Source organism: Thalassovita sp., assembly GCF_965218685.1.
GTDB lineage: Bacteria > Pseudomonadota > Alphaproteobacteria > Rhodobacterales > Rhodobacteraceae > Thalassobius.
Genome location: NZ_OZ244657.1, coordinates 76,735 through 91,751, shown reverse-complemented (window position 1 = coordinate 91,751; position 15,017 = coordinate 76,735). Strand labels below are relative to the sequence as shown.

At 60.6% G+C, this 15,017-nt stretch carries 14 protein-coding genes; 11 read left to right on the top strand and 3 right to left on the bottom strand.

Annotated features, from left to right (window positions below):
• The first annotated feature begins 50 nt into the window (after positions 1-50).
• Positions 51-923, top strand: a complete 873-nt coding sequence (locus ACOQOQ_RS00485; RefSeq protein WP_420568210.1) for a LysR family transcriptional regulator — start codon at positions 51-53, stop codon at positions 921-923.
• A gap of 6 nt (positions 924-929) precedes the next feature.
• Here ACOQOQ_RS00485 and ACOQOQ_RS00480 read toward each other — a convergent pair whose 3' ends face one another.
• Positions 930-1,889 carry an NADPH:quinone oxidoreductase family protein gene (locus tag ACOQOQ_RS00480; protein WP_420568209.1) on the bottom strand — a complete coding sequence of 320 codons (960 nt, stop codon included), beginning with the start codon at positions 1,887-1,889 and terminating at the stop codon, positions 930-932.
• A 257-nt stretch (positions 1,890-2,146) separates the two neighbouring features.
• On the opposite strand from ACOQOQ_RS00480, the gene ACOQOQ_RS00475 reads away from it, so the two are divergent.
• The 4 genes from ACOQOQ_RS00475 to ACOQOQ_RS00460 all read left to right on the top strand — a co-directional run bounded on the left by ACOQOQ_RS00475 (position 2,147) and on the right by ACOQOQ_RS00460 (position 5,296).
• Entirely contained in the window at positions 2,147-2,518 is a 372-nt protein-coding gene (locus ACOQOQ_RS00475) for a helix-turn-helix domain-containing protein (protein ID WP_420568208.1), read from the top strand.
• 67 nt (positions 2,519-2,585) lie between these two features.
• Positions 2,586-3,377, top strand: a complete 792-nt coding sequence (locus tag ACOQOQ_RS00470) for an inositol monophosphatase family protein (RefSeq protein WP_420568207.1) — start codon at positions 2,586-2,588, stop codon at positions 3,375-3,377.
• Positions 3,378-3,479: 102 nt separating this feature from the next.
• Positions 3,480-4,826, top strand: coding sequence for an 8-oxoguanine deaminase (locus ACOQOQ_RS00465; RefSeq protein ID WP_420568206.1), 1,347 nt, complete (start codon positions 3,480-3,482; stop codon positions 4,824-4,826).
• Positions 4,827-4,837: 11 nt separating this feature from the next.
• Positions 4,838-5,296, top strand: a complete 459-nt coding sequence (locus ACOQOQ_RS00460; protein ID WP_420568205.1) for a CAP domain-containing protein — start codon at positions 4,838-4,840, stop codon at positions 5,294-5,296.
• On the opposite strand, the gene guaD is transcribed toward ACOQOQ_RS00460, so the two are convergent.
• Positions 5,257-6,573, bottom strand: a complete 1,317-nt coding sequence (gene guaD, locus ACOQOQ_RS00455; RefSeq protein ID WP_420568204.1) for a guanine deaminase — start codon at positions 6,571-6,573, stop codon at positions 5,257-5,259. The genes ACOQOQ_RS00460 and guaD overlap by 40 nt on opposite strands.
• Positions 6,574-6,702: 129 nt before the next feature.
• Between guaD and mgtE the strand changes: the two genes are divergently transcribed.
• The 4 genes from mgtE (at position 6,703) to ACOQOQ_RS00435 (ending at position 11,426) form a co-directional block, all read left to right on the top strand.
• Entirely contained in the window at positions 6,703-8,100 is a 1,398-nt protein-coding gene (gene mgtE / locus ACOQOQ_RS00450) for a magnesium transporter (RefSeq protein ID WP_420568203.1), read from the top strand.
• Entirely contained in the window at positions 8,097-8,657 is a 561-nt protein-coding gene (locus ACOQOQ_RS00445; RefSeq protein ID WP_420568202.1) for a 5-formyltetrahydrofolate cyclo-ligase, read from the top strand. Before mgtE ends, ACOQOQ_RS00445 begins: the two co-directional genes overlap by 4 nt.
• A 69-nt stretch (positions 8,658-8,726) precedes the next feature.
• Positions 8,727-9,539, top strand: coding sequence for a TIGR00282 family metallophosphoesterase (locus ACOQOQ_RS00440; RefSeq protein ID WP_420568201.1), 813 nt, complete (start codon positions 8,727-8,729; stop codon positions 9,537-9,539).
• A 108-nt stretch (positions 9,540-9,647) separates the two neighbouring features.
• Entirely contained in the window at positions 9,648-11,426 is a 1,779-nt protein-coding gene (locus ACOQOQ_RS00435) for an SLC13 family permease (protein WP_420568200.1), read from the top strand.
• Positions 11,427-11,430: 4 nt separating this feature from the next.
• Here ACOQOQ_RS00435 and ACOQOQ_RS00430 read toward each other — a convergent pair whose 3' ends face one another.
• The gene (locus tag ACOQOQ_RS00430; RefSeq protein WP_420568199.1) at positions 11,431-13,203 is read right to left on the bottom strand and encodes an SLC13 family permease; all 1,773 of its coding nucleotides are present in this window, start codon (positions 13,201-13,203) and stop codon (positions 11,431-11,433) included.
• A 121-nt stretch (positions 13,204-13,324) separates the two neighbouring features.
• Between ACOQOQ_RS00430 and ACOQOQ_RS00425 the strand changes: the two genes are divergently transcribed.
• Together ACOQOQ_RS00425 and ACOQOQ_RS00420 are read left to right on the top strand one after the other, a co-directional pair.
• Entirely contained in the window at positions 13,325-14,065 is a 741-nt protein-coding gene (locus tag ACOQOQ_RS00425) for a YebC/PmpR family DNA-binding transcriptional regulator (protein ID WP_420568198.1), read from the top strand.
• A gap of 356 nt (positions 14,066-14,421) precedes the next feature.
• Positions 14,422-15,015 carry a LysE/ArgO family amino acid transporter gene (locus ACOQOQ_RS00420; protein ID WP_420568197.1) on the top strand — a complete coding sequence of 198 codons (594 nt, stop codon included), beginning with the start codon at positions 14,422-14,424 and terminating at the stop codon, positions 15,013-15,015.
• Positions 15,016-15,017: the final 2 nt, after the last annotated feature.

The window sequence follows — 15,017 nt, the reverse complement described above, 5'->3', positions numbered from 1 at the left end:
CATATTGGAAATGAATGTTTATTAGATGAAGCATCAAGGTTGGTGATGATATGCGGAATTTGGATGTAACGACCCTGCGCTCTTTCGTGGCCGTGGCCGATCTGGGCGGGGTGACGCGGGCGGCCGGGGCGTTGAACCTGACGCAATCGGCTGTCTCGATGCAGCTCAAACGGCTGGAAGAGTTGCTGGGCCAGCAATTGCTGGACCGCTCGAACCGAACTATTGCCCTGACAGCGGCAGGCGAGCAATTGCGCAGCTATGCGCGCCGCATGGTCGATCTGAACGACGAGGTGATGGCTCGCATGACCGACCAGGTTTTCGAGGGCGAGCTGACCCTGGGCGTGCCGCATGACATCGTCTATCCGGCCGTCCCGCAGGTGCTGCAGCGCTTTAGTCACCAGTTCCCGCGGATGAAGGTGCATCTGATCTCGTCGAATACGCGCGATCTGATGGCGCAGCACCAAAACGGCGAATGTGACGTGATTCTGACCACCGAATCCGAGGTCGGGGCGGGTGGCGAAACCCTGACCACCAAGCCTTTGTGCTGGATTGGCGCGCCGGGGGGGCATGCGTGGAAACAGCGCCCGCTTCGGCTCGCATTCGGGCGGCACTGTATTTTTCGCCTGGGCGCGATTGCGGCGCTGGAAGGCACCGACATTGATTGGGAAATTGCTGTCGAAACCGAATCCGACCGCACCATCGAGGCCACGGTCAGCGCCGATCTGGCCGTCCACACCATGATCGCAGGCACCGAACCCGCGCATCTTGAGGTGATCGAGCATGGCGGCGTTTTGCCCGCACTGGAGACGCAGCACATCAACATGTACGTGTCCGACCAAGCGGCGAAGGGCAGCAAACGCCTGAAGGGCGAGGTGCTGGATTACCTCACCGATCAGCTGCGCGTGTCCTACCAGATGATGTGAGGCCGCTTAGGGCGTGATCACCACTTTGCCCGTGGACTTGCGGGCGCGCAGCAGCTCCAGGCCTTCGGCGGCTTGCTCCAGCGGCAGGACATGGCTGACGTGGGGCTTCAGCTTACCTTCTTCGTACCAGCCCAGCATGGTGCGCAGGCTGTCGGTGATCACTTCGGGACGGAATTTCAGGTAGCCACCCCAGTAAACCCCTAAGACAGTAAGGTTTTTCACCAAAAGGTGGTTGGCTGGAATTTGCGGGACATCTCCGCTGGCAAAGCCGATGGGAAGCAGTCGGGCTTCGGGTTTGCAGGCGCGAAAGGCGGCCTCCCATTGCTCGCCACCCACGGCGTCATAGACAACATCCGCACCGCCAAGATCGCGCACAACCTGCCGGATATCTTCGGTCCTGGCGTCGATCAGATGGTCAGCGCCGGCGGCCTTGGCGACCTGCAACTTGTCTGCTCCGCGTGCGCAAGCAATCACGGTCGCACCCATCAGTTTGCCGATCTCAACCGCCGTCAGCCCCACACCACCGGCCGCGCCGGTGACCAGCAGCGTTTCGCCCGGTTGCATCCGCGCGCGGTGTTCCAGGGCGACATGGCTGGTGCCATAGGCAACCTGAAAGGCAGCGGCGTCCTCGAAGCTCATGGTGTCGGGGATCTCGACGCAGCGGTTCAGATCGAAAACGCCGTATTCCGCCAGCCCGCCTTGACCGCCAAACACCGCCACGCGTGTGCCGAGGGCGGGGCCGTCAGTGTCGGGGCCCAAGGCATCAACGATGCCGCCAACCTCCATGCCCATGGTAAAGGGGGCCTGCGGTGTGTCCTGATATTTGCCCTTGATCATCAGCAAATCGGCAAAATTCAACCCGCAAGCCTTGATCCGCAGCCGCAATTGGCCCGGGCCGGGCTGGGGCAGTTCAAGATCTGTCAGTTCGGGGTTCTGTCCTGCCTTGAAAATATGAAATGCGCGCATTTTTCCCTCCGGTTGCGAGTGTTATGCGAGGCGCGCACCTGCGAAAAAATAGGCCCTTTGGTCGCAGGACGTACCGTAGTTTCACGGCGCTTGTGCTGCAAGTTCGACAGAATTCCCCTTTGAGGCAATCGCTTAGTTGTTCAATTAGGAATTGGTGATAGTCTCCCGGCTGTCATCAGTGAAAATATCGCAAGGCGAGTGGGTTGTGTGTTTCGTGCAGCTTAAGCGATAAATGTGAGTGGAAAGGAGCGAATACAATGGCGCATCCAATCGATGTGCATGTGGGCATGCGCATTCGTCAGCGCCGGTGGATGATGGGGATGACCCAACAGCAACTGGCCGAGAGTGTTGGAACCAAGTTCCAGCAAATTCAGAAATACGAAACCGGGGCCAACCGGGTCAGCGCGTCACGGTTATGGCGGATTTCACAGGCGCTTGAGGTCAGCGTCGAGTACCTCTTTGAAGAACTGAACACCGAAACGGCCGCGCAGGGCGGTTCGGACAGCACGGAGACCGAGAAATTCAACAAACGCGAAGCCCAAGAGCTGCTGCGTGCTTACTATTCCATTCCGGCGCCGCAGCGGCGGCATCTTCTGGATCTGGCGCGGGCCATGTCCAACGCGGCTTGAGCCGTCGGGGTCCTTGGTGTAGGCGCAATGGGCGCCCCTATGGATAAGATTGGTCAAGGACCTCGACATGCAAGATGATCTTCTTTTGACAGCTCATGCTTTGGCCGACGCCGCGCGCGAGGCGATCCGTCCCTATTTTCGTCAGCCCGGCCTGCAGGCCGAAAACAAATGGGCTACGGGTTTTGATCCTGTCACTGCGGGCGATCACGCCGCCGAAAAGGCAATGCGTGCGGTCTTGGCAAAAATGCGCCCTGATGACGCGATCATCGGCGAGGAATTCGGCGCGACCCCAGGCACCAGCGGCGTGTCCTGGGTTCTGGACCCAATTGACGGCACGCGTGGATTTTTGTCCGGAACGCCCACCTGGGGCGTGCTGATCGCGGCCTCGGATGAAAAGGGGCCATTTCTTGGGATGATCGATCAGCCTTACATTGGCGAGCGGTTCTGGGGCGGTCTGGGCGAACACGCCATGCAGGGCCCTCACGGGGATCGCGAACTGCGCACCATGGGCTCGCGTCCCTTGTCCGAGGCGATAATTTTCACGACCTTCCCCGAGGTCGGCACCAAGCCCGAGGCCGAAGGGTTTCACAAAGTCGCCAGCCAGTGCAAGCTGACCCGATATGGCATGGATTGCTATGCCTATGCGCTGCTTGCGGCGGGCCATATTGACTTGGTGATCGAGGCAGGCCTGTCCAACTATGACATTCAGGCGCCCATCGCGTTGATCCAGGCCGCGGGCGGGATCGTGACCGATTGGCAGGGTCGCCCGGCGCATGAAGGCGGGCGCGCCATCGCCGCGGCCGGGGTTGAACAGCACAACGCGGCGCTGGAAATTCTGCGCGATGTGCCTCTTGATTGACCGAAACGGGGTAAGCATACTGGGATAACGGCGCGAGTCCTTTGTCCCTTTCTGTCGCGCCGTGTCACACTCTGACCGAAAGGGGCCAGACCCGAGTGTGACATGATGCCAAACCTTACCGAAACCCTGATCCGTAACGCCGACCATCTGCTGACGATGGACGATGCAGAAACCGAGCTGCGCGGGGCTGATATCCTGATCCGCGATGGCTCGATCGCCGCTGTCGGGCATGGCCTAAGCTCTGCCGGTCAGATCGTCGAGGCCCGCGGCTGTGTTGTGACACCCGGTTTGGTGAATACGCACCACCACCTGTATCAAACCCTGACCCGCGCCGTTCCCGGTGGGCAGGACGCGTTGCTGTTTGGCTGGCTTCAGACGCTGTATCCCATCTGGGCACAGTTCGGACCTGAGGAAATGTTCGTGTCGGCCCAGATCGGTCTTGCGGAACTGGCGCTGTCTGGCTGCACGCTCAGCTCGGATCACCTGTATCTTTATCCCAACGGCGCACGGCTGGAGGACACGATCCACGCCGCCAGCGAACTGGGTTTGCGGTTCCACCCCACGCGCGGGGCCATGAGCATCGGCGAAAGCGACGGCGGTCTGCCCCCTGACAGCCTGGTCGAGCGTGAAGAAGCCATCCTGAATGACTGCATCCGTGTGGTTGACGCGTTTCATGATCCCTCTGAAGGTGCGATGACCCGCGTTGGGATCGCCCCGTGCTCGCCCTTTTCCGTCAGCCGAGAGCTGATGCGCGACGCCGCCCTGCTGGCGCGGGACAAGGGTGTGATGTTGCATACCCATCTGGCCGAAAACGACGAGGATATCGCCTATAGTCTGGAAAAATTTGGCTGTCGCCCGGGTCAATACGCCGAGGATCTGGGCTGGACCGGCGATGACGTCTGGCATGCTCATTGCGTGAAACTGGACGGGGCCGAGATTGACCTTTTTGCCCGCACTCGCACGGGCGTTGCGCATTGCCCTTGCTCGAACTGTCGCCTGGGCAGCGGGATCGCCCCCGTCCGCGCGATGCGGGATGCAGGCGTGCCGGTGGGACTGGGGGTCGATGGTTCGGCCAGCAATGACAGCTCGAACCTGATGGAAGAGGCCCGTCAGGCGATGCTGTTGCAGCGGGTTACAAAAGGCGCCGACGCAATGAGCGCCCGCGAGGCCCTGCGCATCGCGACACGCGGCGGCGCCGAGGTGCTGAACCGCCCCGATTGCGGCCAGATCAGCGTCGGAAAACGCGCTGACATCGCCATTTGGGACACCTCTGGGCTGGAAAGCGCCGGCAGCTGGGATCCGGCCGCCTTGTTATTGGCAGGGCCGCGAAAGGTGCGCTATCTTTTCGTCGAAGGACGCCAGATCGTGCGCGATGGCCATGTGGTGACGATCGACACCCAGGCCCTGATCGCGCGACAGACGCAACTGGTGCACAAATTGATGAGCTAAAGGGCAGGGCAATGAAGAAAACGCTTGGGCTTGCAGTGATCTGCGCAATCGGGCTGGCCGGGTGCCAGTCTACGACCACGAACATGGCTCCGGCGGCGGTGGCCACATCCGGCAGCCTGACGTTGAAACAGGTGCGTCTAAACGCGGGCGTTCCTCCCTTGAAATATAACGGGGCCCTGACCCGCGCGGCACAGCACCACGCCAACGACATGGTTCGGCGGGGCTTTTACGCTCACGTCAATCCCGATGGGGTGAATTTTGATAAACGCGTTTCGGACGAGGGGTATTGCGTTGCGTCGCTTGCCGAAAACCTGACGGAAAAAGCCAAGACCGAGGAACAGGCGATCCAGATGTGGATGAACTCGCCCCCGCATCGCCGCAACATGCTGAACCCCAAGTATACCCATGTTGGGATCGGCTCGGCCGGGGGTTACTGGGTGATGGATTTGGGCGGCAAATGCGTGCGCTGACCGGCCAGGTAAACCGCTGAGATTGCACGATCGTCACCCATCATGATGGTGGGAAAGACAGCTTCCCACAGGTCTTCGGCGCGGGCGCTGCGTTGCGCGATTGCGGGGGTCGACGCCAAGTCCAGCACGACGATATCCGCCTCCATCCCCGGCGCCAGGTTGCCGATCTTATCCTCCATTCGTATGGCGCGGGCAGACCCGGTGGTGGCCAGCCACAACAGCTCGGACGGGTGCAGGGGGCGATGACGCAACTGGCCGATCTCATAGGCCGCCGCCATGGTCCGAAGCATGGAAAAGGACGAGCCCCCGCCCGTGTCCGTCGCCAGCCCGATCCGGTGCCCGTCAGCCATCAGCCCGCCCATATCAAACAGGCCCGAGCCGATAAACGTGTTAGATGTCGGACAATGCACCAGCGCGGCGTCTACCTCCAACAGGCGATCCTTTTCGCGGTCCTCAAGGTGGATTGCGTGGCCGTACATGCCGCCGGGGCGCAAAAGCCCGTGTTCCTCGTAGGTATCCAGATAATCGCGCGCCTCGGGGTACAGCGATTTGACCCAGGCGATTTCGTCCACCTGTTCGGAAAGGTGCGTTTGCATCAGGCAATCGGGGTGTTCGGCCCACAAGGCGCCTAGGGCCGCAAGCTGATCGGGGGTTGACGTCGGTGAAAACCGGGGCGTGATCGCATAGGACAGACGGTCAGTCCCGTGCCATTTCTCCAATAGGGCCTTGCTGTCGTCATAAGCGGATTGCGCCGTGTCGCGCAGAAAATCGGGTGCCGTATCACGGTCCATGCAGGTTTTACCGGCCACCACGCGCTGGCCACGTTGTTGCGCGGCGCCAAAGAACGCCTCTACGCTGGCGGGGTGAATGGTGCAAAAGCTGACCACGCTGGTTGTGCCATTGGCCAGGGTCAGATCCAGATAGCGTCCCGCGATTTCTGCGGCATAGGCGGGGTCTGCGAACTGCTGTTCTTCGGGGAAGGTATAGTGGTTCAACCAGTCGATCAGCCGCTTGCCCCAGCTGGCGATCATTGCAGTCTGGGGATAATGAACATGCGCGTCGATGAAGCCGGCCATGATCAGCGCATCACCGTGATCGGTCACAACGGCTTGCGGATAGGCCGCGCGCAGGTCATCCGCCGGACCGGTTTCCATGATCAGGCCATCACGGATCAGCACAGCCCCGCGTGCGTGGATCTGCGCGGCCTCGGGGCCTTGCTGAAACGGGTCGGCGGCAAAGCTCAGCGTCTGCCCCAGAAGAAGAATGTCACTGTTCATGGCACGTTCCTTTTCAAATCACCGTATTGCGTCAGAATTCGCAGGTAAATCGCCGCCGCCCATTGTTTCCTGCCCTGACCTTCCTTTATGACAAACGTGACGGCAAACAGGGCAAACCAGGAGGGCGCGATGAGCGAAGACACCAGCATCGAAAGCACCCAGCCTGAAATCCTTGAAAAGGGTGAGTACAAGCTGGTCAAGCGTGACGTCGCTGCAATTCTGTACGCGGTGGACACAGAAGACGCCAGCAAGCTGCGCGAGCTGCTGGAACCTCTGCACCCTGCCGACATCGCCGACCTTCTGGAACAGCTCAATACCTTTGACCGGCGCCGTCTTGTGCTGCTGTTTGGTCAGGACTTCGACGGCGATATCCTGTCGGAACTGGACGAGAGCATCCGGGAAGAAATTATCGCCGTCTTGCATCCGGATATTCTGGCCGAAGCCGTGCGTGAGCTGGAAACCGACGACGTTGTCGATCTGGTCGAAGATCTGGACGAGCCCCAGCAAGAGGCGATCCTTGAGGCGCTGGAAGACAGCGACAGGGTCGCGGTTGAACAGGCGCTCAGCTATCCCGAATACGCCGCGGGCCGTCTTATGCAACGCGAGGTCGTTACCGCGCCCGAACATTGGACGGTGGGTGACGCGATTGACTTTCTGCGCCATGCCGAGGACTTGCCCGACCAGTTTTACCACGTGATCCTTGTTGATCCGCGGATGCATCCGATGGGGAACGTGACCCTGGGCAAGATCATGTCCTCGGGCCGGGACGTGCCGCTGACCCAGATCGTGGAAGAGGCGTTTCGGGTCATTCCGGTGATGCAGGACGAAGGCGATGTCGCCTATGCGTTCAACCAGTATCACCTGATCTCGGCTCCTGTGGTGGACGAGGACGGTCGGCTGGTCGGTGTCATCACCATCGACGATGCCATGACTGTTCTGGATGAAGAACACGAAGAGGACATTCTGCGCCTGGCCGGTGTGAGCGACGAGGCCAGCCTGTCCGACAGCATCCTCGAGGCGGCCAAGGGCCGCGCAACGTGGCTGTTCGTGAACCTGTTCACGGCGATCCTGGCCTCGTTGGTGATCGATATGTTTGCTGAAACCATCGACCAAATGGTTGCCTTGGCCGTGTTGATGCCGATCGTTGCCTCGATGGGGGGAAATGCGGGCACTCAGACCATGACGGTGACGGTGCGGGCGCTGGCCACGCGTGACCTGACGGCGCAAAACGCCATGCGCGTGGTTTGGCGCGAGATTTCCGTTGGTGCGCTGAACGGTGTGTTGTTCGGCGTTGTTATGGCCGGCGTTGCCGCGCTGTGGTTCGGGGTGCCCATGCTGGCGATCGTGATTGGCGTGGCCATGGTGCTGACGCAAGTGGCTGCCGCGATCGGAGGTATCATCATCCCAATGGCGCTGGACCGTTTCGGCGTGGACCCGGCGCTGGCCTCGGGGCCGTTCGTGACCACGGTGACAGATGTGGTGGGCTTTTTCGCCTTCCTCGGACTTGCTGCCTCGGTCCTGTTATGAGCGATCTGGCCGCGCAAAAGGCCGCAGCGCGCAAGGCCGCCTTCGCCCGGCGCAAATCTGCGCATGGGGCCGGGCTGGTCGGACGCGCGGGGCATCTTTCGCAGGTGCTGGCAGGTTTTCGGGGGGTGCCGCTGGCCGGATACATGCCCATCCGAACCGAGATTAACCCGCTGCCCGCGATGGAAGAGGCCTCGGCCCATGGACCCGTCGGCGTGCCGGTGATCACGGGCGAGGGGCAGCCGCTGAAGTTTTCCAGATGGGAGCCGGGCTGCAAGATGAAAGAGGGCCCTTTTGGCGCGCAAATTCCCGCCCAGGATGACTTTTTCGAACCCGAGATCGTGATCGTCCCGCTGGTGGCCTTTGACCGCAAAGGCGGGCGGCTGGGCTATGGCGGGGGGTATTACGATCGAACGTTGCAGCAATTGCGCGCGCGCCGGGCGACGCTGGCCATCGGCTTTGCCTATGCCGCGCAAGAGGCCGAGGTCCTGCCGCTGGAGCCTACAGACCAGCCTTTGGACATGATCGTGACCGAACAGGGCGTTCTGACACTGGCTTAGCGGCCTTCGACGCCCTGATTGGCGATGTTCACCCTTGCCTGTCGCGCCGCCGCGGCCTAGGCAGTTCTTATGAAGATACTATTCCTTGGTGATGTGATGGGTCGCGCCGGACGGCGGGCCGTAAGTGAAAACCTGCCGCGTCTGCGTGACGAGTGGAAGCTGGATTTCGTCGTCGTAAATGGCGAGAACGCCAGCAACGGCGCTGGGCTGACCGGAGCTCATGCGAAGGTGCTGCTTGAGGCGGGCGCCGACGTTCTGACCTTGGGCGATCATGCGTTCGACCAAAAAGACATGTTGCAGTTCATCGAAAGCGAACCCCGGGTGCTGCGGCCTTTGAACTATGCAAAGGCCGCTCCGGGGTTGGGCGCGCGGGTATTCCAGGACCGGCGCGGGCGCAGGATCCTGGTGGCTCAGGTGCTGGGCAACGTGTTCATGAAACGCGCCTTTGATGATCCGTTCTCTACCATTGACGAGGTGCTTAAGCGTCACACGCTGGGCGGATCGGTGCAGGCGGCGTTGGTGGACATCCATTGCGAAGCGACCAGCGAAAAGATGGGCGTGGGGCATTTCTGCGACGGCCGCGCCAGCCTTGTTGTGGGCACGCATACCCACGTACCAACGGGGGACGCCCAGATCCTGCCCAAGGGCACCGGGTTCCTGTCCGACGCGGGCATGTGCGGCGATTATGACAGCGTGATCGGCATGGAAAAAGCCGAGCCGATGCGCCGTTTCGTGACCGGCATGGTCAAGGGGCGCTTTACCCCCGCCGCCGCCGAGGCCACCCTTTCCGGTGTTTATGTCGAGACTGACGACAAGACCGGGCTGGCCAAGGAAATCCGCATGATCCGTCAGGGCGGACGCTTGCAACAGTCTGGTTTATAATCACATTTTTTTCCAAGCCGGACAATTCGGGCTGGGGTGCAGATGCCCTCTTGCCCGTTGTGACGGCTTGGGCGACACTATTTCGAATTGATTGCACAGGATATCTATATGGATCTTTTCCATCTGTCCCAGTCCACGCAGGCGATCTTGGCGCTTTTGGTCGTGTTGGGCATGTTCGTCCTTTTCGTCAAAGAAGTCTTTCCAACCGAGGTCGTTGCCATTTTCGGCGTTGGGTTCATGCTGGTCTTTGGTCTGCTGCCCTATGACGCCGCGCTGAGCGTTCTGTCCAACCCCGCTCCATGGACGATTGCGATGATGTTCATCGTGATGGGCGCGCTTGTGCGGACGGGCGCCTTGGACGCCTTTACGGTTCTGGCTGACAAGCAGGCCAGAACAAATCCCAAAATGGCGATCGCGATGCTGCTGGCCTTTGTGGTTCTGGCCTCGGCGGTGATGAATAATACGCCGGTGGTCGTGGTGATGATCCCGGTCTTTGTGCAGCTAAGCCGGACCTTGGGGGTTGGGGCCAGCAAGCTGCTGATTCCGCTTAGTTATGCCGCGATAATCGGCGGGACGCTGACCCTGGTGGGAACCTCGACCAACCTGCTGGTGGATGGTGTCGCGCGGGCGCAGGGGCTGAAGGCTTTTTCTATCTTCGAGGTCACGCCCCTGGCCGTTATTCTGGTCCTCTGGGGGATGCTGTACCTTGTGGTCTTTGGTCGCTTTCTGCTGCCAGACCGCACCAGCATGGCCAGCATGCTGTCAGACAAAAGCCGGATGAAGTTCTTCACCGAGGCCGTGATTCCCCCCGATTCCAACCTGATCGGCCGCGAAGTGCAATCCGTGCAGCTGTTCAAACGCGAAGGCGTGCGCCTGATTGACGTGATCCGGGGCGATCAGTCCTTGCGTCATGATATGAAAGGGGTCGAGCTACAGGTCGGTGACCGTGTCATCCTGCGAACCCAGATGACCGAGCTGCTGAGCCTTCAGCGCAACAAAAGCCTTAAGCGTATGGACCAGGTTTCGGCCGTGGAAACGCAGACAGTCGAGGTGCTGATCACGCCGGGCTGTAAAATGGTGGGTCGCTCGTTGGGCGAGATGCGTTTGCGCCGTCGCTATGGTGTGTATCCTTTGGCCGTGCACCGTCGAAACCAGAATATCGGCTCGAATCTGCAAAACCTGGTGGTGCGCGTGGGGGATACCTTGCTGCTTGAGGGCTCGCCCGATGATATCCAGCGTCTGGCCGCAGACATGGATATGGTGGATGTAAGCCATCCCTCGGCCAAAGCGTTCCGCCGCAGTCAGGCCCCCATTGCCATCGCGGCGCTGTTTGGCGTGGTCGTTCTGGCGGGCTTTGGTCTGGCACCGATCCTGCTGCTGGCGACACTGGCCGTGGCGCTGGTGCTGATCACCCGCTGCATCGATTCAGACGAGGCATTTTCCTATATCGATGGACGTTTGCTGGCGTTGATTTTCGCGATGCTGGCCATTGGCGCATCGCTGCAACACACCGGCGCTGTCGAGATGGTTGTGGGCTTTGTTGAACCGGCCCTGTCCGCAATGCCGCCTTTCCTGATGATCTGGGCGGTGTACCTGCTGACCTCTGTTCTGACAGAGATGGTGTCGAACAACGCCGTTGCCGTGGTGGTGACCCCGATTGCCATGGGGCTGGCCAGTGCGCTGGGCGTTGATCCGCGGCCCTTGGTGGTGGCGGTGATGCTGGCGGCCTCGTGCAGCTTTGCAACGCCCATCGGGTACCAGACCAACATGCTGGTCTACGGTCCGGGCGGATATCGGTTCACCGATTTCATGAAGGTAGGCGTGCCGCTGAACCTGAGCATGGGCATTCTGGCTTCTGCGCTGATCCCGTTTTTCTTTCCGCTTTAAGAGGTTACAGCGGCCAGAAGATCAGGATCAATGGGATCGAGACACTAACGACCAGAATTTCAAGCGGCAGACCCATGCGCCAGTAGTCACCAAAGTGATACCCACCAGGGCCCAGCACCAGCGTGTTGTTCTTGTGCCCGATGGGCGTCAGAAAGGCGGCCGAGGCAGCGATTGCAACGGCCATCAGGAACGGGTCGGGATTCACACCCAGTTGCTGCGCCATCTGGATGCCGATGGGGGCCGCGACAATGGCCGTGGCGGTATTGTTCAATACGTCTGACAGGGTCATCGTCACCACCATCAGAACTGTAAGAATGGCCCAGGCGGGCCAGCCTTGGGTCAGGTTCACCAAGCTGCTGGCGATCAGCTCGGTCCCGCCCGAGGTTTCCAGCGCCGCCCCCAGCGGGATCATCGAGCCCAGCAAGACCACCACGGGCCATTCGATATGGTCGTAAAGCTCCTGCAGGGGCAGGATCTTGCTGAGCACATAGGCCACAACGACCAGACCCAGCGCCACGGGCAGATAAACAAGGCCCAGGCTGGCGGCCAGCACGGCGGCTGCGAACAGGCCAATGGCCAGCCAGGTTTTCGAGTTTTCGGTCACCGACAGGCCGCGACTTGCCAGTGGCAGGACGCCCAGCCAATCCATCACGTCAGCCCCGGTGCCGCGCGGAACCAGCAGCAACAGGATATCCCCGGCCTCGACCTCGGTTTTACGGACTTGTTGACGGATGGATTTCCCCCGTCGTGAAATCCCCAGAAGGACCGAGCGTTGCCGCCACGCCAGCCCCACGGCTTGTGCGGTGCGTCCATTCAGGCGGGATTCAACGGGCACCACGGCCTCGATCACCTCCAGCCCGTCACCCTCGGCCTTCAGAAGGCTTTCGCGTTTTTCATCCGAAAAGGCCAGCGACAGGGCCGAGCGGAATTCGTCCAGCGCATCGGGACTTGCCTCCAGTACCAGCGCGTCCTCGGCCTGCAACATGGTGTATCGCGACCGGCCATAGCGGCGTTTTCCGTCGCGGATCAGCCCGATAATGGCCACGTCCGCTTTTTCTGCCTCCTCGTACAGCTCTTCCAGACGTTGACCGATCAGCTTGTTGCCTTCCGGTACGGTTAGCTCGGCAATATAGTCTCCAAGTTCAGCCACTTGCGCGGTGGCATCCTCGCGTTTTGGGATCAGGCGCCAGCCGATCAGGGCGACGAAAATCAGCCCCGCAATGGCCGTCAGCCCGCCCACGGGGGCGAAATCGAACATGGAAAACGGCTCGCCCAAGGATTCCTCGCGGATCGCCGCGATGATGATGTTGGGCGGGGTGCCGATCAGCGTGGCCATGCCGCCAAGGATGGTTGCGAAACTCAGCGGCATCAGGCTCAGCCCCGGGCTGCGGCCCGCCTTATGCGCGGTTTGAATATCCACCGGCATCAGCAGCGCCAGCGCGGCGACATTGTTCATGAAGGCCGACAGGATGCCGCCGAATCCGCCCATCAGCGCGATATGCCCCCCCAGGGCGCGACTGCTGTCCACCATGGTGCGCGTGATCAGGAACACCGCGCCTGATCGTACCAATCCGGCCGAGACCACCAGCACCAGCGCCACAACCAGCGTGGCCGAGTGGCCGAAACCAGAAAATGCGTCTTTCACCGGCACCACGCCCAGCACCACCCCCACCATCAGCGCAGAAAACGCCACCAGGTCATAGCGGAACCGACCCCACAGAAGCATGGCGAAAACACCGCCGAACAGGGAAAACAGGATAATCTGGTCTGTGGTCATGGGCTGGGCCTCCTGCCTGCCAGACAATCGCATGGCCGCGATGAACGCAACCTCCTTGCGGCCCGCCCCCCGCCTGACTTATAGAGACGCGACGAAATGTATTCAGATGATGGAGGCACCGATGGCCGGCCACTCTAAATGGGCAAACATCCAGCACCGTAAAGGCCGGCAAGACGCCGCCCGTTCGAAGCTGTTTTCCAAACTGTCGAAGGAAATCACCGTCGCCGCGAAAATGGGCGACCCTGATCCGGACAAGAACCCGCGCCTGCGCCTGGCCGTGAAAGAGGCCAAGTCGCAATCCGTCCCCAAGGACGTGATTGAACGCGCGATCAAGAAATCGACCGCAGGCGACGGCGACGATTACGAAGAAATCCGCTACGAGGGCTATGGCCCCAACGGTGTTGCCGTGATCGTCGAGGCGATGACTGACAACCGGAACCGCACCGCCTCGGTCGTGCGGTCTACCTTTACCAAGAACGGCGGCAACCTGGGTGAAACCGGTTCGGTCGGCTTCATGTTCGATCGCAAGGGCGAGGTGACATACTCGGCATCCGTTGGGGATGCGGACACCGTGATGATGGCCGCAATCGAGGCTGGCGCCGAAGATGTGGAAAGCAGCGAAGATGGTCACATCATCTGGTGTGCCGATACGGACCTGAACGAGGTGTCGAACGCGCTTGAGGCTGAGCTGGGCGAGTCGGACTCGACCAAGCTGGTGTGGAAACCGCAGACCACCACCGAGCTGGGTCTGGAAGACATGCAAAAGCTGATGAAGCTGATTGATGCCTTGGAAGATGACGACGATGTGCAGCGCGTCACCACCAACTTCGAAGCCTCGGACGAGGTGATGGATCAGCTTTGATTCCCACACATAGTTATGCGAAAGGGCCAGTCCGGATCGGACTGGCCTATTTCATTCCTGGGCGCGCGTAGTCGTCAGGATTGACGCGACCTGCGGAGGGTTATCCACAAGATCGAACGGGTTTGCGTGAGGCTTCACTTATATATATCAGCCTTTTATAGCGTTTTTACGCCTCGATATTTAGCAATTACTATCCCATTTCTGACATCAAAGAGATTTCTCCACAAATCTTCCAAATGCAGTGGAAAAACCTGTGGACAAAAAACTTCCGGCTTGGGATTGCCGGAAATTGAGCTACTGTCGGGCGGCTGGGGCTTGGGTTCCTTGCCCAACACAACAACAGGCAAGTAGGTTTCATGACGTCTTTGACCGCGGGATTTTGGCTGGGCCTGTCTTTGATCATGGCTATCGGTGCGCAGAATGCATTCGTGTTGCGGCAGGGCATCCGGCGCGAGCATGTCTTTGCGGTTTGCCTGACCTGTGCGCTGTCGGATGCGATCCTGATAGCGGCGGGCGTGTCGGGATTCGGGGCGCTGGTCAATCGGCTGCCCTGGTTAGAGCCGGTGATGCGTTGGGGTGGGGCGGCGTTCCTGCTGATCTATGGCGCGCGAGCCTTTTGGGCGGCCTGGAAGGGCGGAGAGAACCTGCAAGCGGCCCAATCGGGGCGTGCAAGTCTGGGCGGGGTTCTGGTCACCTGCCTGCTGCTGACATGGGCCAATCCGCATGTCTATCTGGATACGGTGGTGCTGTTGGGTTCGGTCGCGGCGCAATATCCTGACAGGCTGCATTTCGCGCTGGGGGCCATAACGGCCAGCTTTGCGTTCTTCTTTTCGCTGGGCTATGGCGCGCGGCGTCTTGCGCCCTTGTTCGAACGGCCCGTCGCGTGGCGGGTTCTGGATGCCTTTGTGGGATGCATCATGTGGTCCGTCGCGCTGAGCCTGCTGGTTTGAGC